Source organism: Phenylobacterium sp. (genome assembly GCF_019636135.1).
Lineage (GTDB): Bacteria > Pseudomonadota > Alphaproteobacteria > Caulobacterales > Caulobacteraceae > Phenylobacterium.
Genome location: NZ_JAHBYD010000030.1, coordinates 1 through 21883, shown reverse-complemented (window position 1 = coordinate 21883; position 21883 = coordinate 1). Strand labels below are relative to the sequence as shown.

Annotated in this window: 22 protein-coding genes; 14 read left to right on the top strand and 8 right to left on the bottom strand. The window is 71.1% G+C overall.

The window, feature by feature from the left end; genetic code table 11:
- The first annotated feature begins 5 nt into the window (after positions 1–5).
- Positions 6–1442, top strand: a complete 1437-nt coding sequence (locus KF737_RS18380) for an MFS transporter (RefSeq protein ID WP_296458360.1) — start codon at positions 6–8, stop codon at positions 1440–1442.
- 6 nt (positions 1443–1448) lie between these two features.
- Here KF737_RS18380 and KF737_RS18375 read toward each other — a convergent pair whose 3' ends face one another.
- The 3 genes from KF737_RS18375 to KF737_RS18365 form a co-directional block, all read right to left on the bottom strand.
- Positions 1449–2990, bottom strand: a complete 1542-nt coding sequence (locus KF737_RS18375; protein WP_296458357.1) for an acetyl-CoA acetyltransferase — start codon at positions 2988–2990, stop codon at positions 1449–1451.
- Positions 2991–3070: 80 nt separating this feature from the next.
- Positions 3071–3820, bottom strand: a complete 750-nt coding sequence (locus KF737_RS18370; protein ID WP_296458356.1) for a 3'(2'),5'-bisphosphate nucleotidase CysQ — start codon at positions 3818–3820, stop codon at positions 3071–3073.
- A 118-nt stretch (positions 3821–3938) separates the two neighbouring features.
- On the bottom strand, positions 3939–4160 hold the full coding sequence (locus KF737_RS18365) for a hypothetical protein (RefSeq protein WP_296458354.1): 222 nt from the start codon (positions 4158–4160) through the stop codon (positions 3939–3941).
- 45 nt (positions 4161–4205) lie between these two features.
- Here KF737_RS18365 and KF737_RS18360 point away from each other — a divergent pair, with 45 nt between their 5' ends.
- The gene (locus KF737_RS18360) at positions 4206–4718 is read left to right on the top strand and encodes a PRC-barrel domain-containing protein (protein WP_296458352.1); all 513 of its coding nucleotides are present in this window, start codon (positions 4206–4208) and stop codon (positions 4716–4718) included.
- Between the two features lie 204 nt (positions 4719–4922).
- Here the strand turns inward: KF737_RS18360 and KF737_RS18355 are convergent, their stop codons facing one another.
- Positions 4923–6416, bottom strand: coding sequence for a nitronate monooxygenase (locus KF737_RS18355; RefSeq protein WP_296458349.1), 1494 nt, complete (start codon positions 6414–6416; stop codon positions 4923–4925).
- A gap of 33 nt (positions 6417–6449) precedes the next feature.
- Entirely contained in the window at positions 6450–7097 is a 648-nt protein-coding gene (locus KF737_RS18350; protein WP_296458346.1) for a superoxide dismutase, read from the bottom strand.
- Between the two features lie 277 nt (positions 7098–7374).
- Here KF737_RS18350 and KF737_RS18345 point away from each other — a divergent pair, with 277 nt between their 5' ends.
- Complete coding sequence (locus KF737_RS18345) at positions 7375–7824, top strand: MarR family transcriptional regulator (RefSeq protein WP_296458344.1); 450 nt, start codon at positions 7375–7377, stop codon at positions 7822–7824.
- Between the two features lie 118 nt (positions 7825–7942).
- Positions 7943–9289 carry a preprotein translocase subunit SecY gene (gene secY / locus KF737_RS18340; protein ID WP_296458342.1) on the top strand — a complete coding sequence of 449 codons (1347 nt, stop codon included), beginning with the start codon at positions 7943–7945 and terminating at the stop codon, positions 9287–9289.
- 10 nt (positions 9290–9299) lie between these two features.
- On the opposite strand, the gene ctaD is transcribed toward secY, so the two are convergent.
- The 3 genes from ctaD to KF737_RS18325 form a co-directional block, all read right to left on the bottom strand.
- A complete protein-coding gene (ctaD, locus tag KF737_RS18335; RefSeq protein ID WP_296458340.1) occupies positions 9300–10961 on the bottom strand; it encodes a cytochrome c oxidase subunit I in 1662 nt (553 codons plus the stop codon).
- A 248-nt stretch (positions 10962–11209) separates the two neighbouring features.
- Complete coding sequence (locus tag KF737_RS18330) at positions 11210–11977, bottom strand: SDR family NAD(P)-dependent oxidoreductase (protein ID WP_296458337.1); 768 nt, start codon at positions 11975–11977, stop codon at positions 11210–11212.
- A 101-nt stretch (positions 11978–12078) separates the two neighbouring features.
- The gene (locus KF737_RS18325; RefSeq protein WP_296458334.1) at positions 12079–12342 is read right to left on the bottom strand and encodes a hypothetical protein; all 264 of its coding nucleotides are present in this window, start codon (positions 12340–12342) and stop codon (positions 12079–12081) included.
- 261 nt (positions 12343–12603) lie between these two features.
- On the opposite strand from KF737_RS18325, the gene ccoN reads away from it, so the two are divergent.
- From ccoN to KF737_RS18275, 10 genes are all read left to right on the top strand, one after another.
- Positions 12604–14118, top strand: coding sequence for a cytochrome-c oxidase, cbb3-type subunit I (ccoN, locus tag KF737_RS18320; RefSeq protein ID WP_296458488.1), 1515 nt, complete (start codon positions 12604–12606; stop codon positions 14116–14118).
- 12 nt (positions 14119–14130) lie between these two features.
- Positions 14131–14868: a cytochrome-c oxidase, cbb3-type subunit II gene (gene ccoO / locus KF737_RS18315; protein ID WP_296458332.1), complete on the top strand. Its 738-nt coding sequence runs from the start codon at positions 14131–14133 to the stop codon at positions 14866–14868.
- The gene (locus KF737_RS18310; protein ID WP_296458329.1) at positions 14865–15038 is read left to right on the top strand and encodes a cbb3-type cytochrome c oxidase subunit 3; all 174 of its coding nucleotides are present in this window, start codon (positions 14865–14867) and stop codon (positions 15036–15038) included. Before ccoO ends, KF737_RS18310 begins: the two co-directional genes overlap by 4 nt.
- Complete coding sequence (ccoP, locus tag KF737_RS18305) at positions 15031–15960, top strand: cytochrome-c oxidase, cbb3-type subunit III (protein ID WP_296458327.1); 930 nt, start codon at positions 15031–15033, stop codon at positions 15958–15960. The genes KF737_RS18310 and ccoP overlap by 8 nt, the downstream gene beginning before the upstream one ends.
- Positions 15960–17453 (top strand): cytochrome c oxidase accessory protein CcoG, encoded by a 1494-nt coding sequence (gene ccoG / locus KF737_RS18300; protein ID WP_296458324.1) that lies wholly within the window; start codon positions 15960–15962, stop codon positions 17451–17453. The genes ccoP and ccoG overlap by 1 nt, the downstream gene beginning before the upstream one ends.
- Complete coding sequence (locus tag KF737_RS18295; protein ID WP_296458321.1) at positions 17450–17935, top strand: FixH family protein; 486 nt, start codon at positions 17450–17452, stop codon at positions 17933–17935. The genes ccoG and KF737_RS18295 overlap by 4 nt, the downstream gene beginning before the upstream one ends.
- Positions 17926–20103, top strand: coding sequence for a heavy metal translocating P-type ATPase (locus KF737_RS18290; RefSeq protein WP_296458318.1), 2178 nt, complete (start codon positions 17926–17928; stop codon positions 20101–20103). Before KF737_RS18295 ends, KF737_RS18290 begins: the two co-directional genes overlap by 10 nt.
- Positions 20091–20249: a cbb3-type cytochrome oxidase assembly protein CcoS gene (gene ccoS / locus KF737_RS18285; RefSeq protein ID WP_296458315.1), complete on the top strand. Its 159-nt coding sequence runs from the start codon at positions 20091–20093 to the stop codon at positions 20247–20249. Before KF737_RS18290 ends, ccoS begins: the two co-directional genes overlap by 13 nt.
- Positions 20250–20292: 43 nt before the next feature.
- Positions 20293–21678 (top strand): oxygen-independent coproporphyrinogen III oxidase, encoded by a 1386-nt coding sequence (hemN, locus tag KF737_RS18280; RefSeq protein ID WP_296458312.1) that lies wholly within the window; start codon positions 20293–20295, stop codon positions 21676–21678.
- Positions 21679–21747: 69 nt separating this feature from the next.
- Positions 21748–21870: a hypothetical protein gene (locus KF737_RS18275; protein WP_296458309.1), complete on the top strand. Its 123-nt coding sequence runs from the start codon at positions 21748–21750 to the stop codon at positions 21868–21870.
- Positions 21871–21883 lie beyond the last annotated feature (13 nt).

The following is a 21883-nucleotide window of genomic DNA, read 5'->3' as shown; positions in this document are numbered from 1 at the left end:
CGCCCATGCCCGCCGCCGCCGACGCGCCCGCCGGGGAAGGGGGCCACATCCACGGCTACGGCTCGCGGCCGTACCGGACCTACGTCCTCACCGCGCTGCTGTTCATCTTCATCCTGAACTTCATGGACCGGTCGCTGCTCTCTGTGGTGGCGCCGCAGATGAAGCCGCAGCTCGGTATCTCGGACACCGGCTTCGGCCTGCTGACCGGCTTCGGCTTCGCGCTGCTCTACACCCTCGTCGGCGTGCCCCTGGCCCAGATCGCCGAGACCCGCCACCGGGTCTGGATCATGAGCATCTGCGTGGCGCTGTGGTCGCTGATGACCGCGGCGTGCGGGCTGGCGGCCGAGGTCACCATCGGCTCGGTCACCATCGGCGCGTTCTGGGTGCTGCTGACCTGCCGCGTCGGCGTGGGCATCGGCGAGGCCGGCTGCACGCCGCAGGCCAATTCGCTGATCGCCGACTACTATCCGCCGCGGGCCCGCTCCACGGCGCTCGGCTACTACGCCATGGGCGTGACGCTGGGGACCATGCTGGCCAACGTGGTCGGGGGGCCGATCACCGACGCGCTGGGCTGGCGCTGGGCGTTCTTCATCCTGGGCGTGCCGGGGCTGCTGGTGGCGGTGGCGCTCAAGCTGACGGTCCGCGAGCCGCCGCGGGGCTACACCGACCCGCCGGGCACGCCGCGGCGCGAAACGGTGCGCTTCACCGACGGCCTGCGCGAGATCGCGTCCAAGAAGTCGTTCTGGTCGATGACCACGGCGGCGACCATCGCGGCCTTCTGCGGCTACGGCATCTCGTCGTTCCAGTCGCTGTTCATCAACCGCAGCTTCGGCCTGACCGCCGGCGAGGCGGCGCTGATGATCAACGTGCCGGTCGCCATCGCCTCCTCGCTGGGGACGCTGGGCACCGGCTGGCTGGCGGAGAAGATCGGCTCGCGCAGCACCACCGCCATCGCCTGGCTGCCGGCCGCGGGGATGGCGATCTCGGTGCCGTTCTATGTGCTGGCCTTCACCACCCACGACCTGCGGCTCTGCCTGCTCGGCCTCATGATCGGCGGGGGCGCCAAGTACGGGTACCTCGCCGCCCAGTACACGATCGGGCAGGGCGTGGTGTCGGCCCAGACGCGGGCGCTCTCCACGGCCGTGCTGATGTTCATGCTGAACCTGCTGGGCTACGGGCTGGGGCCGCTCTTCATCGGGTGGCTGAGCGACGTGCTGTTCCGGATGAAGGCCTCGGCCCTGGGCGCCGCCGACCTGACCCGCGCCGCCTGCGAGGGCGCGGCGCGCGCGAACCTGCCCGCGAAGCTGGAGCAGGTTTGCGCCGTCGCCCACCCGCAGAGCCTGCAGCAGTCGCTGCTGGCGACCGCCAGCCTCTATGCCCTGAGCGGGGCGTTCTTCCTGCTGACCTGCCGCTGGCTGAAGCAGGACCTCGTCGCGAAGTAGCGCCGCCTACCCCGCGAGGGCGATGGTCTCCGCCACCCGGCGGCCGCGCGCGTCCAGCGCGCAGGAGACGCGGGCGCCCAGCGGGTCGCCGGCCCGCATGGCCTCCAGGACCGCCGGATGCTCCGGCGAGGTCATCGCCATGAACCGCTCGCCGGCGTCGGTGCGGCAGACCAGCACGCCGTGCGGGGCCTCGCGGCCGTAGTCGATGGTGTAGGTCTCCACCGTCCCGTCGAGCGCGCTGTCCGGCGCGGGCGCCGGCGCGGGCCAGCCGTCGATCGCGGCCTGCAGGCCGCGGCTGTCGAAGGGGCGCCATTCCCGTGGCTTCGTCGCGTAGACGCCCACCGAGTACTTCGACAGGAACCCGCCGTTCGCGCCCAGCAGGCCGTACGACCCCGGCTTCGCCCGCAGCGCGCGGACGAGGCTGGCGATGGCGTGCATCGAGTAGTTGTTGCCTGCGCCGCCGAAGAAGGGGAGGCCGCCGGTGACCGTGAGCGGACGCGGATCGTCGGCCGCCAGGCCCAGTTCGTCGCGCACGCTGAACACCGCGATGGGGAAGCAACTGTAGAGGTCGAAGGCGGCGATGTCGCCCACGCCCACGCCCGCGCCGTCGAGCGCCTGCTTCGCGGCCAGCACCGCGGCGGGGTAGGCCGAAAGGTCGTTGCGCTGGAACGGGCTGCGTTCGGCCACGTCGGCGCCGCCGTGCAGGTAGACCCAGCGGTCCTCGGGCACGCCCAGTTCGCGCGCCATGCCCACCGACGCGATCAGCACCGCGGCGCCCTGGTTCGCCTGGTCGCGGGCCACCATGCGGCGCGGGAACGGATCGGCGACTACGCGGTTCTGCGGCGTCACCGTCGCCAGCGCCTCAGGCGTGAACACCGACTGCGACATGGCGTGCGGATTGCCCGAGGCGACGACGGTGAAGGGGGCGAACAGGTCGCCCATCTCGCGCAGGTAGGCCTCGCGGGACAGGCCGCGCCTGGCGCGCCGGGCATTCTCGTACATCGCGTAGACCTGGATCGGCGTCCGCGCGCCGTGCTCGGCGATGACCGCGTCGACCAAGCCGTCGACGCCATAGCCGCGGTCCTCCAGTTGGCCCTCCACCTCCTCGGACCAGTCGCGGGTCTCGCCCTTCGTGGCGAGGTCGCGGACCGTCGAGATCGCCTCCGAGCCGCAGATCAGCGCCAGCCGCATCTCGCCGCGCCCGATGGCGTGGGCGAATTCGTTGACCAGGTGCTGCGGGCCCTGGCCGCCCACCGGCTCCAGGATCGCGCGCTGCGGGTCCGCGCCGATCCGCCTGGCGACCGAGCGGGGGAAGTTGTTCGACTTGCCGAACGGGGCGACGGCGCGGGGCCCGGACACCTCGAACTGGCGGATCGCCGCGATCACCTCGATCCGGGGCCCGATCGCCGCCGCGGCGCCGGCGTCGTCCAGGGCGGCCCGGGCGGCCAGCGCGGCGAGCTCGACCGGCGAGTGGGCCGCATAGCCCGGCGCGCCGATCCGTTCGGAGGCTTCGCCGACGCCGATGATCACGGGCGTGTTGTCGTCCATTCTCGTTCCCTCAGGCGCCGACGCGCTCACGCGCCACCCTATAGCGGGGCGCCGTAGCGTCCGGGAACGGGGCGCCGGCGTCAGGCGTCCTGGCCCACCGCCTCCAGCACCCGCTGCGCCAGCTCGGGCCGGCAGACCAGCAGGTCGGGCATGTAGGGATCGGCGGCGTTGTAGCGGCAGGGCGAGCCGTCGATGCGCGAGACGTGGAGGCCGGCGGCGAGGGCGACGGCGACGGGGGCGCAACTGTCCCACTCGTACTGACCGCCGGCGTGCAGGTAGATCTCGGCCTCGCCGCGGAGCACGGCCATGGCCTTGGCGCCGGCCGAGCCCATGGGCACCAGCTCGGCCTTCAGCTTCTCGGCGACGCTGACCGCCTGGGGCGCGGGGCGCGTGCGGCTCACCAGCATGCGCGGCGCCCCGGCCGGCGCGGCCGGGAGGGCGGCGGGCGCGTCGGTGCGCAGGACGAGGTCCAGGCCGGGCAGCGCGACGGCGCCCGTCTGCGGGTGGCCGTCCACCGACAGCGCCACATGCACCGCCCAGTCGCTGCGGCGTTCGGAGTACTCCCGGGTGCCGTCCAGCGGGTCGACGATCCAGACGCGGGAGCTCGCCAGCCGGGACTCGTCGGCCGCCGCCTCTTCCGAGAGCACCGCATCGTCCGGCCGGTGGGTCTTCAGGGCGGCGGCGATGAACGCCTGGGCGACCTGGTCGCCGGCGGCGCCCAGCGCCTTCGCCTCGAACAGGCCGCAGCGCTGGAGCTCCAGCAGGATGCGGCCCGCGCCCTCGGCGATGGCGGCGGCGAGGTCGGCGTCGGACGCGATGGGCGTGGTCATGCGGGGCGGATCCTGGAGCGATGCGGTCTGGCCGCTTCTTCTGCGGTCGCGGGTCTCGTGTCGATCCCGATCTTGCGCTTTCGGCCTGTATCGTCGGGAGCGTGCGCGGCGCCTGCCGTCAGCCCGCGCCCTCGCCCGCGCCTTCGCCGGAGGCGTGCCTGATCCGCATCAGGCGCAGAACCTCCCTCTTGCTGGCGTCGACCATGGACCAGGCCGCGGCGGCGGCGGCCTGGGGGTCGCGGGCCTCGACGGCCGCCAGCACGCGGCGCCACATCGCCACCGACTCCCGGCGACGCTCCTCGCGGTCGAAGACGGCGAAGTGCAGCAGGGCGCGGCGCACCCTCACATATATATCGTGACACGATATATATGTGAGGAGGTTTCGATGCGGAACATCTCGGAATGGCTCGCCTCCAACGGGCTGACCGGCAGCGATTTCGTCGAGGCCGATCGCCGATGGTCGCGGACGGTCGGCAGTTCCTGGCGCCGGGCGCCGGCGGCGGCCCCGGACGCGGGCCTCGACTTCCGCGGCGTGGAGCATCCCGGCCACCTGCTGGTGACCGCCGGACGGATCGGCGGACGGCCGGTGTTCGACAGCGCCGGCGTCCGCATCGGGCGGGTCTCCGACATCTCGCTGGAGAAGCGGACGGGCGCGGCGATCCACGTCCTGGTGGCCATGGGCGGCGTCCTGGGGTTCGGACGCCGGTATCGCGCCCTTCCGTGGGGGATCTTCACCTACGCCCCGGAACGCCGGGCCTACGTGCTGCCCCTGACGCGGGCCGAGATCGAGGCCGCGCCGGCCTTGCGGTCCGACCAGTTGGAGTGGTTCGGCGGCGGCTGCCGCTCGCCGTTCGATCACGCGGACGCGCAGGTCTACGTCGACCTGCCGTTCGCCTAGGGTCCGGACTCAATAGAGTTAGCCCAAAATACAGTGTCATCCCGGCCGGAGGGCCGTATTCGGCCCGTAGAGCCGGGACCCAGGGGGTTCAAGCTCTGAGTCTGGTGCTCCTGGGTCCCGGCTCTCCGCTACGCTGCGGCCGGGATGACGATCCATATTGTTGAATCCACGTTACTTTCAAACATCTGTAATTGAGTACAGACCCTAGGCAGAGGGGGCACGCTCCGCGAGGGCGGTGTTGGCGTCGTCGATGTTGCGCTCGTGGGCTTCCAGCATCTCCCGCAGCATCGCGTGGAGCGCGTCGTCGCGCACTCTCGGCCCCAGCGTGCGCAGCTTGCGCACGACCCAGCCCTGGCCGCGGTTCACGAACGCCAGCCGCGCCTCGACGCCCGCGATCGTCATGGCGTTGCGGTAGAAGTCCCCCACCTTGGTCGAGGGCTCGACGCCGAGGTCGAGCAGGGCGTGGAACAGCGCCTTGCACCATTTGACCTCGTCGGCGTGGATCACCCGGGCCAGCGCCTTGAGTCCCGGGTCGTCGGTCTCGGTCGCGATCCGCGCGGCCACGCGCGCGCCGGCCCGTTCGGCCTCGAGCAGCACGTTCAACTCGGTCGCGAGTTCGTCGGCGGGGGCGAACCCCATGTAGGCCGCGTCGGCCTGGCCCGCGTAGCAGACGGCCGAGGCGGCCTCGCGATCGCCGGGTTCGACCGGGGCGTGGAGCCGCCGCTCGGACGGCAGGCAGCTCATGGCGCCCGCGACGATGGCGCGCAGGCGATCGCCGGCCGGCACGATCTCGCCGATCCGGCCGGCGCCCTGGCCGGCGTAGAGGGCCATCGCCTCGAAGTCGCCGGTCATGGAGCGCAGCGGGGAGTCGGTGCTGAACAGGTAGATGGACCGGTCGCCGTCGGCCCCGACGACCTGGCGCGGCCGGGCGTGCGGGTCGCCGCGGGCCCCGCGGGTCACGCTGTTGGGCAGCACCCGGACCGCCGCGTTGGGGGGCCAGTTGATGTGGAAGTCCTCGGTGTGGACCGTCTCGCCCGGCGCGGCCTCGACGATCCGGCGCTTGTGGTAGTCGTGGGCGAACGACTCCCGGGTGGCCAGGAACGCCGTGCCGAGCACCGCGCCCTGGGCGCCCAGCCTCATCACGGCGGCCAGGTCCTCGCCATCGGTGACGCCGCCCGCGGCCAGGACCGGGACGTCGGCCGCGCCCAGCACGCTGGCCACCAGGGCGTGCAGGCCGCTGCGCCCGCGCACGTGGCCGCCGGCCTCCCAGCCCTGGGCGATCAGGATGTCGGCGCCGGCCTCCTGGGCGGCGATCGCTTCCTCCAGCGAGCCGACCTGGCAGGCCACGAGGACGCCTGCGCCCCGCAGGCGCTTCACGGTCTCGGCCGAGAGGTCCCAGAACAGGGTCACGGCGTGGACGCCGCCCTCCACGCAGGCCCGGACCTCCGCGTCGAGCAGCGCCGGCTTGGTCGCGGCGGGGATCAGGTTGACGCCGAAGGGGCGGGCGGTCCGGTCGCGGACCGCGGCGATCTCGGCTGCGATCAACTGCGGACTCTCCCGGACCATCCCGAGGAAGCCGAAGCCGCCGGCCTCGGCGACCGCCGCCACCAGCTCGGACCGGGCGACGCCGCCCATGCCGGCCAGCACGACGGGGTAGTCGCAGCAGAGCAGGTCGCAGACCGGTGTGTGCAGATCCATCCGAGGCTCTCCCGTATGAGGTCCGTGCGCGGTTCAGGCCGTCTCGGCGGCGACGAAGGCGCCCGTGGGATAGGCCCAGGCCTGGGCGCGACCCAGCGACGCCTCGTACTGGCGCTGGGCGAAGGCCCAGTTGGCCGCCCCGTCCCACCAGCCGGACAGGTAGGCCCCGCGGTCGTTCTTGTAGTCGAGATAGTAGGCGTGCTCCCAGAGGTCGCAGACGAGCAGGGGCGTCACGCCCTCGTTCCGCAGGACCGTGTCCCCGTCATGGGTCGTCACGATCGACAGGGCGCCGCGATCGGCGGTGAGCCACACCCAGCCGGAGCCGAAGTGACCCAGGCCCTGGGCGATGAACTCGGCCCGGGCGTTCCCGCCGAAGGCCTGGCCGAGCGCCTGGGCGAACTCGCCCGAAGGCGGCGAGAGGTCGGGCGACATGCAGTCCCAGAAGAAGCCGTGGTTCAGCGCCTGGGCGGCGTTGTTGAACAGCTTGCGCGCGCCCCGGTGCCAGGCCCGGATCACCACCTGCTCCAGGCTGGTCTGGTCGGTCAGCGTGTCGGCCAGGATCTCGTTCGTCACATCCACATAGCGTGCGTGATGCTTGTCGTGGTGGGTGCGCATCGTCGCTTCGGAAACGACGGGCTGCAGGGCGTCGTAGGCGTAGGGCAGGGCGGGCAGGACGATCATGGACGGGCTCCGGGCTTGGAGAAGAGCCGACGTCCGGGTCGTTCAGGCCGACCGCCTCCCTTGCTCCCACGTTCGACAAATATGTCGCATGGCGATATAATTCAATGCGGCGAATGCGAGAGCGCGGGCATTTGGAGCGGTCGGTCGGCGCCGCGGGCCGCGGCCTCCCGCCGGCGTGCTCCGCCTTCGGATCCGGACCTCGCAGGAAACGATGGGCGCCCCGGCGGCTTGGATTATGTTTGCGCCGTCCCGCGCCGCCCCGGCATCAGGAGAAGCCATGACGTCCGCGAAGCGCGCCGCGCCGAAGAAGACCCGGCTGACGGCGGCCGACTACGAGACGCTGGCCTCGTTCCGCCATGGGGTCCGGCGCTACCTCGCCTTCGCCGAGGCGAACGCGCGGTCCGTGGGCCTCACCTCGCAGCAGCACCAGGCGCTGCTCGCCATCAAGGTGCGCACGGCGACCCGCCCGATGTCGGTCGGCGACCTGGCCGCGGAACTGCTGCTGAAGCATCACAGCACGGTGGAACTCGTCGGCCGCCTCGAGAAGGCCGGCTTCGCCAGGCGCCTGGTCGACGACGAGGACCGGCGCAAGGTGCAGGTCTCCCTGACCCCGGCGGGGGAGGAGGTCCTCGCCGCGCTTTCGGTGGGCAACCTGCGGGAACTGCGGCTCATCGCGCCGGCGTTCGCGGGCCTCATGGACCAGGTGGACAAGCTCACCCAGGACTGACCGCCGGGCGTGCCCCGCTCGATTGTATCGTAGAGCGATATGTTATTATATCGTGGAGCGATATTAATCACCGCCAGAGCCGCCGCCTTCGTGGCCGTGGGGCGGCCTGGAGCGAAGCATGGCGTCGGCGGCGGAACAGCTCTTCGCGAACCTTCAGTTCGACACGTTCCGCAAGGCGACGGAGCTGCACAAGCGGATCGGCTTCACCCTCCTGGCGATGGTGATCTACCGGCTCGGAACCTACATCCCGATCCCGGGCATCGACCCGGTCGCCTTCCAGAACGCCTTCTCCGGCCAGGCCGGCGGGCTCCTGGGCATGTTCAACATGTTCTCGGGCGGGGCGGTCGAGCGGATGGCCGTCTTCGCGCTCAACGTGATGCCCTACATCTCGGCCTCGATCATCGTGCAGCTCATGGGCACGGTCTATCCGCCCTGGGAGAAGCTGCGGAAGGAGGGCGGCGAGGCCGGCCGCAAGACCCTGAACCAGATCACCCGCTACCTGACGGTGGTCCTGGCGGTCTTCCAGAGCCTCTCGATCGCCGTCGGCCTGTCGCAGAGCCCGGGGATGATCGAGCATCCCGGGCCGTTCTTCATCGTCTCGACCGTGGTCACCCTGACCGGCGGGGCGATGTTCCTGATGTGGCTGGGCGAGCAGATCACCAGCCGCGGGATCGGCAACGGGGTGTCCCTCATCATCTTCGCCGGCATCGTCGCGGTGCTGCCGCAGTATGTGTTCCAGGCGCTGGAACTGGCGCGGACGGGCGCCCTGAGCGGCGGCGTCCTGCTGTTCGTGGGGCTGCTGGCGATCGCGGTCACGGTCGGGATCGTCTTCTTCGAACGCGCCCAGCGCCGTCTGCTCACCCAGTATCCGCGCCGCCAGCAAGGCAGCCACATGTTCGGCGGGGACAGCTCCTTCCTGCCGCTCAAGGTCAACAGTTCCGGCGTGATGGCGCCGATCTTCGCCTCGTCGCTGCTCCTGCTGCCGGCGACCGCGATGGGGTTCCTCGCCACGGCCGACCTGCCGGAATGGGCCGGCTGGGTTCCTGTGGTGGTGGGCTCGCTGCAGCACGGGCAGCCGCTGTTCGTCGCGCTCTATGCGGCGCTGATCGTGTTCTTCTGCTTCTTCTACACCTCGGTGATGTTCAATCCCGAGGAGGTGGCGGACAACCTGCGCAAGTTCGGCGGTTTCCTGCCGGGCATCCGCCCCGGCAGGCGGACGGCGGAGCACCTCGACTTCGTGATGACCCGCGTGACGGTCGTCGGCGCCGCCTACATCACCGTGGTCTGCGTGCTTCCGGAGATCCTGGTCGGCTACCTCAAGGCGCCGTTCTATCTCGGCGGCACCTCGATCCTCATCGTGGTGAGCGTGACCATGGATACGGTGAACCAGATCCAGTCGCACCTGATCAGCCACCAGTATTCCGGCATGATCCGCAAGGCGAAGCTGCGGAGCGGGCGGGGCTGACCCGATCCGCTCAGGGGGCGTCCGGCGCGATGCGCGGCAGTTCGTCGAACTGGTGGAAGGGCGGCGGCGAGGGGAGGGTCCACTCCAGCGTGGTGGCGCCTTCGCCCCAGGGGTTGGCCTCGCCCTTCCGTCGGCGGATGGCGGCTTCGAGGAGCAGGATCGCGAACACGCCCATGCTCGCGGCCATGATCACGTAGCCGATCGAGGAGACCTTGTTCCAGAAGGCGAACCCTTCGGGATAGTCCACGACCCGGCGCGGCATGCCCTGGAGGCCCAGGAAGTGCTGCGGGAAGAAGATCAGGTTCGTGCCGACGAAGAAGATCCAGAAGTGGAGCCGGCCCAGCACCTCGTTGTACTTCACGCCGAAGATCTTCTCGAACCAGTAGTAGAAGCCCGCGAAGATCGAGAAGATCGCCCCCAGCGACAGCACGTAGTGGAAGTGGGCGACGACATAGTAGGTGTCGTGGACGCTCTGGTCGAAGGCGGCGCCCGCCAGGGCCACGCCGGTGACGCCGCCGATGGTGAAGACGGCGATGAAGCCGAACGCCCACAGCATCGGGGTGCGGAAGTCGAGGGAGCCGCCCCACATGGTGGCGATCCAGGAGAAGACCTTGATGCCGGTGGGCACGGCGATGACCATGGAGGCGGCCTGGAAGTAGGCGGTGAGCTCCAGGTTCATGCCGACGGTGAACATGTGGTGGGCCCACACCACCGAGCCCAGGATGCCGATGGCGGCCATCGCCATCACCATCCCCAGGTAGCCGAAGATCGGCTTCTTCGAGAAGGTCGCCACAACGTGGCTGATGATGCCGAAGCCCGGCAGGATCATGATGTAGACCTCGGGGTGGCCGAAGAACCAGAAGAGGTGCTGGTACATCACCGGGTCGCCGCCGCCGGCGGCGTTGAAGAAGGACGTGCCGAAGTTGCGGTCGGTGAGCATCATGGTGATGGCCCCGGCGAGCACCGGCAAGGTCAGCAGCAGCAGGATGGCCGTCACCAGCACCGACCAGACGAACAACGGCATGCGCATCAGCGTCATCCCCGGCGCACGCATGTTGAGGATGGTGGTGATGAAGTTGATGGCCCCCAGGATCGACGAGGCGCCGGCCAGGTGGATCGAGAGGATCACCAGGTCGACCGACGGCCCGGTATGCCCGCTGGTGGAAAGCGGCGGGTAGAGCGTCCAGCCCGTGCCGGCCCCGGGTCCCGGGCCGCCGTCCACGAACAGCGACAGGGTCAGCAGCCCGAACGCGCCCACAAGCAGCCAGAACGAGATGTTGTTCATCCGCGGGAACGCCATGTCGGGCGCCCCGATCATGATCGGGGCGAAGAAGTTCCCGAACGCCCCCATCTGCGCCGGCATGATCGTGAAGAAGATCATGATCAGCGCGTGCGCCGTGACGGTGACGTTGAAACCGTGCTTGCCCTGCAGCACGCCCAGGCCGGACAGCCACGAGCCCTCCGCGAACACCTGCACGCCGGGTTCGTAGAGCTCCCAGCGCATCAGGCCGGACAGGGCGCCGCCGAGCACGCCGGCGAGCACAGCGAAGATCAGGTAGAGGCGCCCGATGTCCTTGTGGTTCGTCGAGAAGAACCAGCGGGCGAAGAAGCCCGGATGGGCGGCGGCGTGGTCGCCGGCGGCGGGCGGACTGGCGCGGAGGGCGGAGGACATGCGGCCGGCCTCAGCGCCGCAGGCCCGGGTCGAAGGCGACGACGGCCGGGGGCATGGCGGCCGATCTCGGGAGAGGCTCCTGGATTCCGGACACGGCGGTCTCCTTTCAGGTCGGGGTGAACGGCGCGGCGGCGGGGGACGACGAGGCGCGGCGTGGACCCGTTCAGGACTCGAATATATATCGTGACACGATATAAGTAAACGGCCCTGTGGGACGTCCGCCCCTTGCGGCGGGCGCGGCGAAAGCCTCAGCGGGCCGTGTAGCCGCCGTCGATCACCAGCTCGGCGCCGGTGACGAACCTCGCTTCGTCGGAGGCGAGGTAGACGCATCCCCAGGCGACGTCGTCGGGCTCGCCGACGTGTCCCAGGGGGTGCAGGGCGTCCAGCGCGCTCCGGTCGGCGCCGCCGTCGCCCGCGTCGGCGAGATAGCCTTCGACCATGGGCGTCCAGATGAAGCCCGGGTGGATCGAATTCACCCGGATCCGGTCCTTGGCGTAGAGGAGGGCGTCGGTCTTGGTCATCAGCCGGACCGCGCCCTTGGACGCATGGTAGGGTGGCAGGTCGGGCGCGCTCACCAGGCCGTAGATCGAGGAGAGGTTGACGATGCTGCCGCCGCCGGCCCGGCGCAGGTGCGGGATCGCGTGCTTGGTGCAGAAGAACACGCCTTTGACGTTGACCGCCTGGACGAAGTCCCACTCGGCCTCGGTGAGCTGGTCGGTGGGCTTGTTGGCGCCCGCGACGCCGGCGTTGTTCACCAGGATGTCGATGCGGCCGAAGCGCTGGGCCGCCTGGCGCATCACCTGCTCGACCTCCGCTTCGCCGGCGACGTCGAGGCGCCAGGCGCAGGCCTCGAATCCCCGCGCGACGAGCTGGTCGGCCAGGCGGTTGGCCTCATCGGAGAGCAGGTCGGCGATGGCGACCGCCGCACCCTCTTCGGCCATGCGGATGGCGGTGGCGCGGCCGAGACCGAGCGCGCCACCGGTGATCATCGCGACCTTGCCCTTCAACCGGCCCATGCCGACCTCCCGTTGAGGGAGCGAGGTTAGGCCGCCGCGGCGCCGGCGCTTTGCGCGGGATCAATAGCCGAAGCCGACGCCGGGCCGGCGGACGTTCGACGTCAGGCGGAAGGGGCCGCGGCGGCGGCGCGCTCCGGAAGGATCGCCACGGCGACCGCGGCGAGCCCCGCGAGAGCGAGGCCCGCCGCGCCGAAGCACCAGCCGCAATGGGGGTCGGGGCCGGCGCCGCAGACGGTTCCGAGGAGGATCATGTGGCCGCGGGCGAGGTCGGCGGCGAGGCCTGCGCCGACGAACAGGACGCCGCCGGCCGTCGCGGCGCCCAGCCGGAACGCGCGGTCTTCGAGAGCATGTACGCGACGGCGCATCGGGACCTCCAAAGCACCCGCTTGCCGCAACGCGGGGCCCCGGACGTTGACGGAGATCAAAGCCGGCGATTCCGCACTGCGGGAGAACCCCCGGGTCTTTCAACGCATCCCACGGGTTCCATGACGCAGGCCCAAGCCCTTCGCGACGACACGCCGCTCGACGTGGTCGCGCTCTATATGTTCACCGGCCTCGCCGCCCTGGGGGCGTTGCTCGCGACCGCGCTCAGCCCCGACCCGAGCTTCCGGTTCAGTAGCTGGATCATGCTGGCGGCGTTCCTGGTCGCCTTCCTGGCGATGTCGGTTCAGATGGCGAACGGCAAGCTGCGCTCCGACCCGACGCGCTACGCCGACGGCGTCATCCGGGCCGGCGTGATCGCCACCATGTTCTGGGCCGTAGCGGGCCTGTCCGCGGGCGTGCTGGTCGCGGCGCAACTGAGCTGGCCGACGATCTTCTACTTCCCGGACCTGGAGTGGCTGAACTTCGGCCGCCTGCGGCCCCTGCACACCTCGGCGGTGATCTTCGCCTTCGGGGGCAACGCCCTCATCGCGACATCCTTCTGGGTGGTCCAGCGCACCTGCAAGGCGCGCCTCGCGGGCGGCGTCTGGCCCTGGTTCGTCTTCTGGGGCTACCAGCTCTTCATCGTCCTGGCCGCGACCGGCTACCTCGCCGGCATCACCCAGAGCCGCGAGTACGCCGAGCCTGAATGGTACGTGGACCTGTGGCTGACCATCGTCTGGGTCGCCTACCTGCTCGTCTTCCTGGGCACGATCTGGAAGCGCAAGGAGCCGCACATCTACGTGGCCAACTGGTTCTACCTGGCCTTCATCGTCACCGTCGCGATCCTGCACGTCATCAACAACGCCGCCGTCCCGGCCGGCCTGCTGGAAGCGAAGAGCTACTCGGCCGCGGCCGGCGTCCAGGATGCGCTGATCCAGTGGTGGTACGGCCACAACGCCGTCGCGTTCTTCCTGACCGTGCCGTTCCTGGCGATGATGTACTACTTCGTGCCCAAGCGCGCGGAGCGGCCGGTCTATTCGTACCGGCTCTCGATCGTCCACTTCTGGTCGCTGATCTTCATCTACATCTGGGCGGGCCCGCACCACCTGCACTTCACGGCGCTGCCGCAGTGGGCCCAGACGCTGGGGATGACCTTCTCGATCATGCTCTGGATGCCGTCCTGGGGCGGCATGATCAACGGCTTCATGACGCTGTCGGGGGCCTGGGACAAGGTCCGCACCGACCCGGTCATCCGCATGTTCGTCGTGGCCATGGCCTTCTACGGCATGGCGACCTTCGAAGGCCCGCTGATGAGTATCCGCGCGGTCAACGCGCTGTCGCACTACACCGACTGGACCATCGGCCACGTCCACTCGGGCGCCCTGGGCTGGAACGGCTTCATCACCTTCGCCTGCCTCTACTGCATGACGCCGTGGCTCTGGAAGAAGGAGCGGCTCTACTCGAACGCGCTGGTCGAGTGGCACTTCTGGATCGCGACCACGGGCATCCTCCTCTACATCTCGTCGATGTGGATCTCCGGCGTGATGGAGGGCCTCATGTGGCGCGAGTACACGCCGCAGGGCTACCTCGCGAACGCCTTCGTCGAGACCGTGGCGGCCAAGCACATCCCGAACATGATCCGCACCCTCGGAGGCCTGATGTTCCTCTCGGGCGCCCTGATCATGACCTACAACCTGTGGCGTACGATCCGCATGCCGAGCTCCGCGCCGGAGTCGGCTTCGGCGACGCCCGCCGCGCAACTGATCGCGGCCGAGTAAGGGCAGCCTCCCATGTGGACCAAACACAAGGCGTTCGAGCGCAACTCGATCATCCTGACGATCGGCATCATCATCGCCGTGTCGATCGGCGGCCTCATCGAGATCAGCCCGCTCTTCTACCTGGAGAGCACGATCGAGAAGGTGGAGGGCGTGCGTCCCTACACCCCGCTGGAGCAGGCCGGCCGGGACATCTACGTCCGCGAGGGCTGCTACGTCTGCCACTCGCAGATGATCCGCCCGCTGCGCGACGAGGTGGAGCGCTACGGCCACTACAGCCTCGCCGCCGAGAGCATGTACGACCACCCGTTCCAGTGGGGGTCGAAGCGGACCGGGCCCGACCTGGCGCGCGTCGGCGGCAAGTACTCCGATAGCTGGCATGTGGACCACCTGAGGGATCCGCGCTCGGTGGTGCCCGAGTCCAACATGCCGCCCTACGCCTTCCTGGCGAAGCGCGAGCTCGACTACCGCGCCATCGAGAAGCACCTGGCGACGCTGAAGACCGTGGGCGTCCCCTACAGCAAGGACCAGCTCGCCAACGCGCGCGCCGATCTCGAGCAGCAGGTCGATCCCTTCGCGGGCGAGGCCTCGGACCTGAAGAAGCGCTACGGCGCCAAGGTCGCCCAGCGCGACTTCGACGGCGACCCCTCGCGGATCACCGAGATGGACGCCCTGATCGCCTACCTCCAGGTGCTGGGCACGATGGTCGACTTCCGCACCTACAAGGCGGAAGACCCGGAGAACATGCGATGAGCGGCCTTTCCTACGAGGCCGTGGCGGCCTTCGCCCAGCAGGGCGGGACCATCTACTTCGGCCTGATCTTCGTGGCCGGCCTGATCTACGCGCTCTGGCCGCGTCACAAGGCGACGTTCCAACGCCTCGCCCAACTTCCCCTCGAAGACGATGAGGCGCCCCATGTCTGAGCGCGAACGCGACGACCATACCGGCACGGAGACCACCGGCCACGAGTGGGACGGGATCAAGGAGCTGGACACGCCGCTGCCGCGCTGGTGGCTGTGGGTGTTCTACGGCTCGATCGCCTGGGCCGTGGTCTACTGGATCCTGATGCCGGCCTGGCCGGGGATCAGCGGCTACACCAGGGGCGTCCTGGGCCGCTCGGACCGCGCCGCCGTGGTCCAGGAGCTGGGCGCCCTGGCGCACCACCGGCAGGCCGGCGAGGCGAGGCTGCGCACGGCGTCGCTGCAGCAGATCGAGGCCGACCCCGAGCTGCAGGCCTACGCCATGCAGGTGGGCCAGTCGGTGTTCGGCGACAACTGCGCCACCTGCCACGGCGCCGGCGGGGCGGGGGCCAAGGGCTATCCGAACCTGCGCGACGACGTGTGGCTCTGGGGCGGCACGCTGGACGAGATCCGCCACACCATCCAGGTGGGCGTCCGCTCGGGCCACCCGGGCGCGCGCGGCGAGACCGTGATGCCGGCGTTCGGCCGCGACCAGATGCTGGGCGCGCGCCAGGTCGACGACCTCACCGAGTACGTGGTGGCGCTCTCCGGCCGCAAGGCGGACGCCGCCGCGGCCGCCCGGGCGCGCCAGACCTTCGCCGACCAGTGCGCCGCCTGCCACGGCCCGGCGGGCGCGGGCGACGTGGCCCGCGGCATCCCGAACCTGACGGACGCCGAGTGGCTCTACGGTTCCGACCGCGCCGCCATCCGCGACCAGATCTGGAACGGCCGCAACGGGGTGATGCCGACCTGGGAGGCCCGCTTCTCGCCCGAGACCATCAAGGCCCTGGCGGTCTACGTCCACGCCAACGCCGGCGGCGAGGCCGAGCCCGCGGCCCCGGCGGCCGCCGCGCCGGAGGAGAGCGCCGCAGGCGCCGCACGCTGATGCCGACCGTCATCGACACGGTGTCCAAGGGCAAGGCGGCCGGTCCCGAATCGGCCGCCGAACGCGTGCGGCGCAAGGAGAAGGGCACGGGCGGCCTCTACAAGCCGCGCGTCCCCATCTATCCCAAGCTGGTCCACGGCCAGTGGCGGCGCATCAAGTGGGCGCTGCTGATCCTCACGCTGACGATCTACTACGTGACGCCCTGGATCCGCTGGGAACGCCCCGGGGCGCTGCCGGACCAGGCGGTGCTGGTCGATTTCTTCGGCGGCCGCTTCTACTTCTTCGGCATCCAGCTCTGGCCGCAGGAGGTGCATTTCATCACCGGCCTGCTGGTGATCGCGGCCCTGGCGCTGTTCCTGGTGACGGCGCTGTTCGGGCGGCTGTGGTGCGGCTACGCCTGCCCGCAGACGGTGTGGACCGACCTCTACATCTATGTCGAGCGGCTGTTCGAGGGCGACCGCAACGCGCGCATGCGCCTGGCCGCCGCGCCGTGGTCCTTCGACAAGCTGTGGCGCAAGGGCGGCAAGCACCTCGTCTGGCTGGGCGTCGCCTTCGGCACCGGCGGGGCCTGGATCTTCTACTTCCGCGACGCGCCGACGCTGTTCGTGGAGTTCTGGACCGGCAAGGCGCCGATCCAGTCGTACCTGTCGTGCGCGATCCTGACGGCCACCACCTACGTGTTCGCCGGCCACATGCGCGAGCAGGTGTGCATCTACATGTGCCCCTGGCCGCGCATCCAGGGCGCCATGCTGGACGACAATTCGCTGCAGGTCACCTACCGCTACGACCGGGGCGAGGCCCGCGGGCCGCACAAGAAGGGCCAGGGGTGGGAAGGCCGCGGCGACTGCATCGACTGCCACGCCTGCGTCGTCGCCTGCCCGATGGGGATCGACATCCGCGACGGTCCGCAGCTCGAGTGCATCAACTGCGGCCTCTGCATCGACGCCTGCGACGAGATCATGGACCGGGTGGACCGCCCGCGCGCCCTGATCGCCTACGACACCGACGCCGCGGTCGCCGCGCGGGCCCGGAAGGAGACGCCGGTCTACCGGCCCGTGCGGTCGCGGACGATCTACTACGCCGTCGCCCTGGTGCTGGTCTCGGCCCTCGTCGGCTGGGGCCTGCTGAACCGCCAGCCCATGGACCTGCACGCCCTGCGCGACCGCAACCCCACCTTCGTGCGCCTGCACGACGGCGCCGTGCGCAACGGCTACACCCTGAAGATCGCCAACCGGACCTTCCGGCCGCAGACGGTGGAGGTGGCGTTCCGCGGCATGCCGGACGCGCAACTGCGGGCGCCGGGCGAGCGGGCGGGCGCCACGCTCACGGCGACCATCCCGGCCAACGAGGTGCGCGCCGTGCGGGTCTTCGTCACCGCCAAGCCGGCCGACGATGCGCCCGAGAGCCTGCCGGCGGTCTTCGCCATCCGGGGGGCGGGCCGCGTGTTCGAGATCGAGACCACCTTCATCACCGGAACGGAGGCTCCGCGATGAGCGCCGCCGACACGCCCGCCCGGCCGGGCATCCGCGGCTGGCACGTGCTGGCCGGCGTCAGCGCCTTCTTCGCGGTGATCATCGCCGTGGACGCCAGCTTCGCGGTGCTGGCGATCAGGACCTTTCCCGGCCAGGTGTCGGTCACCCCCTACGAGGATGGCCTGCTCTACAATCGCCACATCGCGCAGCTCGAGGCCCAGGCGCGGCTGGGCTGGCGCGCCGCCGCCGCCGCCGCGCCGGGCGAGGTGGTTATGGAGTTCCGCGACCGCGCGGGCCGCCCCCTCACGGGCCTCGCCGTCGCGGGCCGCCTGGAGCGGCCGGCCACCGAGGCGGGCCGCGTGACGCTCCGGTTCGTGGAGGCCGCGCCGGGCCGGTATGTCGCCCCCGGGGGCCGCCTTTCGGGCGCGTGGGACCTGACGGCCGAGGCCAAGGGCCCGTCCGGCGGCGCCTTCCTGGCCGAGCGGAGGCTGACATGGCCATGACCGGCGCGGCGCCCCGCGCCGACCTCGGCGCCTTCCTGCGTCGCGGGGAGGGCCAGCCGGAGACCCTGGAGCTCCTGGTCCCCGACGTGCGCTGCGCGGGCTGCATGGCCAAGGTGGAGCGCGCCGCCCAGGCCGTGCCGGGCGTCGCCGCCGCGCGCGTCAACCTCAGCCAGAAGCGGCTCACCGTCGCGTTCGAGGCGGCGGGCGGCGACGCCGCCGCAGTCGTCGCGGCGCTCGAGCGGCTGGGCTATCCCTCGACGCCCTTCGACCCCGGGGCGGCGCGGGAGGCTCATGACCGGGAAGGCCGGGAGCTGATCCTGGCGATGGCGGTGGCGGGCTTCGGCGTCCTGAACACCATGATGTTCTCGGTGCCCATCTGGGCGGGCCTGTTCGGCCAGGAGCTGGGCTCGGCCACGCGCACCCTGATGATGTGGTTCTCGGGCGTCGTGGGCGCCCCGTGCGCGCTCTATGCCGGCCTGCCGTTCTTCCGCTCGGCCTGGCGTTCGCTCAAGGCGCGGCGCGCCAACATGGACGTGCCGATCTCGATCGGCGTGCTGCTCACCCTGGCGATCAGCTTTTCCGAGACGTTCCTGAAGGGGCGCGACGTCTATTTCGACGCCGCGGTGTCGCTGCTGTTCCTGCTGCTGATCGGGCGCTGGCTGGAGCACCGGCTGCGCGCCCGCGCCTCCAGCGCCGCGGCCGACCTGCTGGCCCTGCAGGCCGCCAGCGCCACGCGCATCGGCCCGGACGGGGCGCTGGCCGCCATACCGGTCGCCGAGGTCAGGCCCGGCGACCTCCTGCTGGTGCGGCCGGGCGACCGCCTGCCGGTGGACGGCGAGGTCGTCGATGGCGTCTCCGAACTCGACAACAGCCTGCTGACCGGCGAGACGGCGCCCGTGGCGGCGGCGGCCGGCGCAGCCTGCCGCGCCGGGGCCCTCAATCTGTCGGGCGTGCTGCGCCTGCGGGCGACGGCGGCGTCCGAGGACTCGGCGCTCGCCGCCATCGCCCGCCTCGTCGAACTCGGCGCCCAGGCCCGGTCGCGCTACGTGCGCCTCGCGGACAAGGCGGCGGCGGTCTATGTGCCGGTGGTCCACACGGTCGCGCTGTTGACGTTCGCGGGCGGCTGGGCGCTGGGACTGGGCCCCCGCGAGGCGCTGATCCGGGCCGTGGCGGTGCTGATCGTCACCTGTCCCTGCGCGCTCGGCCTCGCCGTGCCGGCCGTCCAGATCACCGCCTCGGCGCGCCTGTTCCGGCGCGGCGTGCTGGTGAAGTCCGGCGCGGCGCTGGAGCGGCTGGCCGAGGTCGACCATGTGGTGTTCGACAAGACCGGCGTGCTGACGCTGGGCCGTCCCCGGCTGGTCGATCCCGCGCCCAGCGTGGTGGCGATGGCCGCCCCCCTGGCCCGCGCCTCGCGCCACCCGCTGGCCCGCACCCTCACCGAGGCGGCGTGCGACGGCCCGATCGCGACGGACGTGGTCGAGTACGCGGGCCTGGGCGTGGAGGGGACGATCGACGGGCGCCGCGCCCGGCTGGGCCGTGCGGCCTTCCTCGGCGCGCCCAGCCACGGCGACGCCACCGAGCTCTGGTTCGGCTTCGAGGGCGACACCAAGGTCCGCTTCCGCTTCGAGGACACGCTGCGGCCCGACGCCGCCGAAGCCGTCACCGCGCTGCGGGCGCGGGGCCTGACGGTCGAAATCCTGTCCGGCGACCTGTCGGGTCCGGTCGGACGCGTGGCCCAGGCCGTCGGCGTGCGGACCTGGCGGGCCGCCTGCACGCCGCAGGACAAGGCCGGCGCGGTCGAGGCCCTGGCCGCGGCCGGCCACAAGGTGCTGATGGTCGGCGACGGCCTCAACGACGCGGGCGCGCTCGCCAGGGCGCACGCCGCGATGGCCCCGGGCTCGGCGCTGGAGGCCAGCCAGAACGCCGCCGACCTGGTGTTCTCGGGCGAGCGGCTGACCGCCGTCGTCACGGCGGTGGACGTGGCCCGCAGCGCGCACCGGCGCGCGCTGGAGAACTTCGGGCTGGCGGCGATCTACAACCTGCTGGCCACGCCGGCCGCCATCCTCGGCTTCGTGAATCCCTTCGTGGCGGCCATCGCCATGTCGACGTCCTCGCTGGTCGTCACCCTGAACGCCCTGCGCACCGGAGGCCGCCGATGGACATCGTGATCTTCCTGGCGCCGTTCTCGCTCGGGCTGGGCCTCGTCGCCCTGGGCGCGTTCTGGTGGACCTTGCGCGACGGCCAGTACCAGGACCCCGCCGGCGATGCGGCGCGGATCCTGATCGACGAGCCCGAAGACCGGCCGGCCGCTTGATCTGCGTCATGGCGGCGTCCCGGCCGGGGCGGGACGTTCGCCCATGGTCCTCGACAGCCTCGCCACGGCGCGCGCGCGCCAGCTCTCCGATCTCGTCGCCCGCTACGATGGCCGGGCGCCGCGCTATACCAGCTATCCCACGGCCGTTCAGTTCGGTCCCGAGGTGGACGAGGCGGTCTACCGCCGCTGGCTCGCGGAGCTGCCGGCCGACGACCCCGTCTCGCTCTACGTCCACGTCCCCTTCTGCGCACGGCTCTGCTGGTATTGCGGCTGCAACACCCGGGCGGTGAACCGGCACGAGCCGATCGGCGAGTACGTCCAGTTGCTGCTGACCGAGATGGGGCTGCTGGGCCAGGCGATCGGTCGCCGGCTCCCGGCCCGCGCCGTCCACCTGGGCGGCGGCACGCCCAACATGCTGTCGCCCGACGACATGGCGGCCCTGTTCGGGCGGCTGGGCGAGGTGTTCGACCTCGCGCCCGAGCTGGAGGTGGCCGCCGAGCTCGATCCGTCGACCCTCAGCCGGGACTGGGTGGACGCCGCGGCGCGCCATGGCCTCAACCGCGCCAGCCTGGGCGTGCAGAACCTCGACGCCACGGTGCAGACGGCGGTGAACCGGCGGGAGACGTTCGAGCAGGTCGCCGCGGCGGTCGGCTGGCTGCGCGACGCGCGGGTCCGCTCGATCAACCTCGACCTGATGTACGGCCTGCCGCACCAGACCAAGACCAACACCCTGACCACCGTCGAGGCCGTGCTGCGGCTCGCCCCCGAACGCATCGCCCTGTTCGGCTACGCCCATGTGCCCTGGATGAAGGCGCACCAGCAGCTCATCGACGAACAGGCCCTGCCGTCCCCGGCGGCGCGCCTGGACCAGGCCGAGGCGGCGGCCGAACGCCTGGTCGCCGAGGGCTACGTCCGCATCGGCCTCGACCATTTCGCGCGGGCCGACGACGAGATGGCCGCGGCGCTCGCGGCGGGCCGGCTGCATCGCAACTTCCAGGGCTACACGACCGACGCGGCGAGCACGCTTCTCGGCCTCGGCGCCTCGGCGATCGGCCGGCTGCCGCAGGGCTATGTGCAGAACGTGACGCAGGAGCTCGGCTGGCGGGTCGCCGTCCATACCGATCAGTTGCCGGTGGCCCGCGGTGTCGCGCTCACCGCCGACGACCGCTTCCGGGGCGAGATCATCGAGCGGCTGATGTGCGACCTGGCGGTGGACCTCGCGGACGTCTGCGTGCGCCACGACCGCGATCCGCGCGAGCTCTCGGAGGCCATGGGACGCCTGGCGCCGTTCGTGGCGGACGGCCTCGTCGCGATCGACGGCGGCCATGTGGAGGTCCTGGGCCCGGGCCGCCTGGTCGTTCGATCGATCTGCGCCTGCTTCGACGCCTATTTCGCACCGGATGCGACGCGCCACTCCAGGGCGCTGTAGGGGCCTTGATCCCGATCAAGGTCGGCCGGCCGCCGCCCGCCATCCTGTGCGCCTCACTGGGAGTCCATCATGATCACGCCCTTTCTCATACTCGTGTTCATCGGCTACGCCCTGTTCATGGGCGCGCTCGGGGTCGTCTGGGTGCGGAACTACGTCGCCGACCTGAAGGCCGCCCGGGCGCGGGGCCGCTGACATGGACTATGCC

What these genes read in the sequence shown, in the direction of transcription:
- KF737_RS18380 (WP_296458360.1), top strand. Translation starts at nt 6, where the DNA reads ATGCCCGCCGCCGCCGACGCGCCCGCCGGGGAAGGGGGCCACATCCAC.
- KF737_RS18375 (WP_296458357.1), bottom strand. Translation starts at nt 2,990, where the DNA reads ATGGACGACAACACGCCCGTGATCATCGGCGTCGGCGAAGCCTCCGAA.
- KF737_RS18370 (WP_296458356.1), bottom strand. Translation starts at nt 3,820, where the DNA reads ATGACCACGCCCATCGCGTCCGACGCCGACCTCGCCGCCGCCATCGCC.
- KF737_RS18360 (WP_296458352.1), top strand. Translation starts at nt 4,206, where the DNA reads ATGCGGAACATCTCGGAATGGCTCGCCTCCAACGGGCTGACCGGCAGC.
- KF737_RS18355 (WP_296458349.1), bottom strand. Translation starts at nt 6,416, where the DNA reads ATGGATCTGCACACACCGGTCTGCGACCTGCTCTGCTGCGACTACCCC.
- KF737_RS18350 (WP_296458346.1), bottom strand. Translation starts at nt 7,097, where the DNA reads ATGATCGTCCTGCCCGCCCTGCCCTACGCCTACGACGCCCTGCAGCCC.
- KF737_RS18345 (WP_296458344.1), top strand. Translation starts at nt 7,375, where the DNA reads ATGACGTCCGCGAAGCGCGCCGCGCCGAAGAAGACCCGGCTGACGGCG.
- secY (WP_296458342.1), top strand. Translation starts at nt 7,943, where the DNA reads ATGGCGTCGGCGGCGGAACAGCTCTTCGCGAACCTTCAGTTCGACACG.
- ctaD (WP_296458340.1), bottom strand. Translation starts at nt 10,961, where the DNA reads ATGTCCTCCGCCCTCCGCGCCAGTCCGCCCGCCGCCGGCGACCACGCC.
- KF737_RS18330 (WP_296458337.1), bottom strand. Translation starts at nt 11,977, where the DNA reads ATGGGCCGGTTGAAGGGCAAGGTCGCGATGATCACCGGTGGCGCGCTC.
- KF737_RS18325 (WP_296458334.1), bottom strand. Translation starts at nt 12,342, where the DNA reads ATGCGCCGTCGCGTACATGCTCTCGAAGACCGCGCGTTCCGGCTGGGC.
- ccoN (WP_296458488.1), top strand. Translation starts at nt 12,604, where the DNA reads ATGCTGGCGGCGTTCCTGGTCGCCTTCCTGGCGATGTCGGTTCAGATG.
- ccoO (WP_296458332.1), top strand. Translation starts at nt 14,131, where the DNA reads ATGTGGACCAAACACAAGGCGTTCGAGCGCAACTCGATCATCCTGACG.
- KF737_RS18310 (WP_296458329.1), top strand. Translation starts at nt 14,865, where the DNA reads ATGAGCGGCCTTTCCTACGAGGCCGTGGCGGCCTTCGCCCAGCAGGGC.
- ccoP (WP_296458327.1), top strand. Translation starts at nt 15,031, where the DNA reads ATGTCTGAGCGCGAACGCGACGACCATACCGGCACGGAGACCACCGGC.
- ccoG (WP_296458324.1), top strand. Translation starts at nt 15,960, where the DNA reads ATGCCGACCGTCATCGACACGGTGTCCAAGGGCAAGGCGGCCGGTCCC.
- KF737_RS18295 (WP_296458321.1), top strand. Translation starts at nt 17,450, where the DNA reads ATGAGCGCCGCCGACACGCCCGCCCGGCCGGGCATCCGCGGCTGGCAC.
- KF737_RS18290 (WP_296458318.1), top strand. Translation starts at nt 17,926, where the DNA reads ATGGCCATGACCGGCGCGGCGCCCCGCGCCGACCTCGGCGCCTTCCTG.
- ccoS (WP_296458315.1), top strand. Translation starts at nt 20,091, where the DNA reads ATGGACATCGTGATCTTCCTGGCGCCGTTCTCGCTCGGGCTGGGCCTC.
- hemN (WP_296458312.1), top strand. Translation starts at nt 20,293, where the DNA reads ATGGTCCTCGACAGCCTCGCCACGGCGCGCGCGCGCCAGCTCTCCGAT.
- KF737_RS18275 (WP_296458309.1), top strand. Translation starts at nt 21,748, where the DNA reads ATGATCACGCCCTTTCTCATACTCGTGTTCATCGGCTACGCCCTGTTC.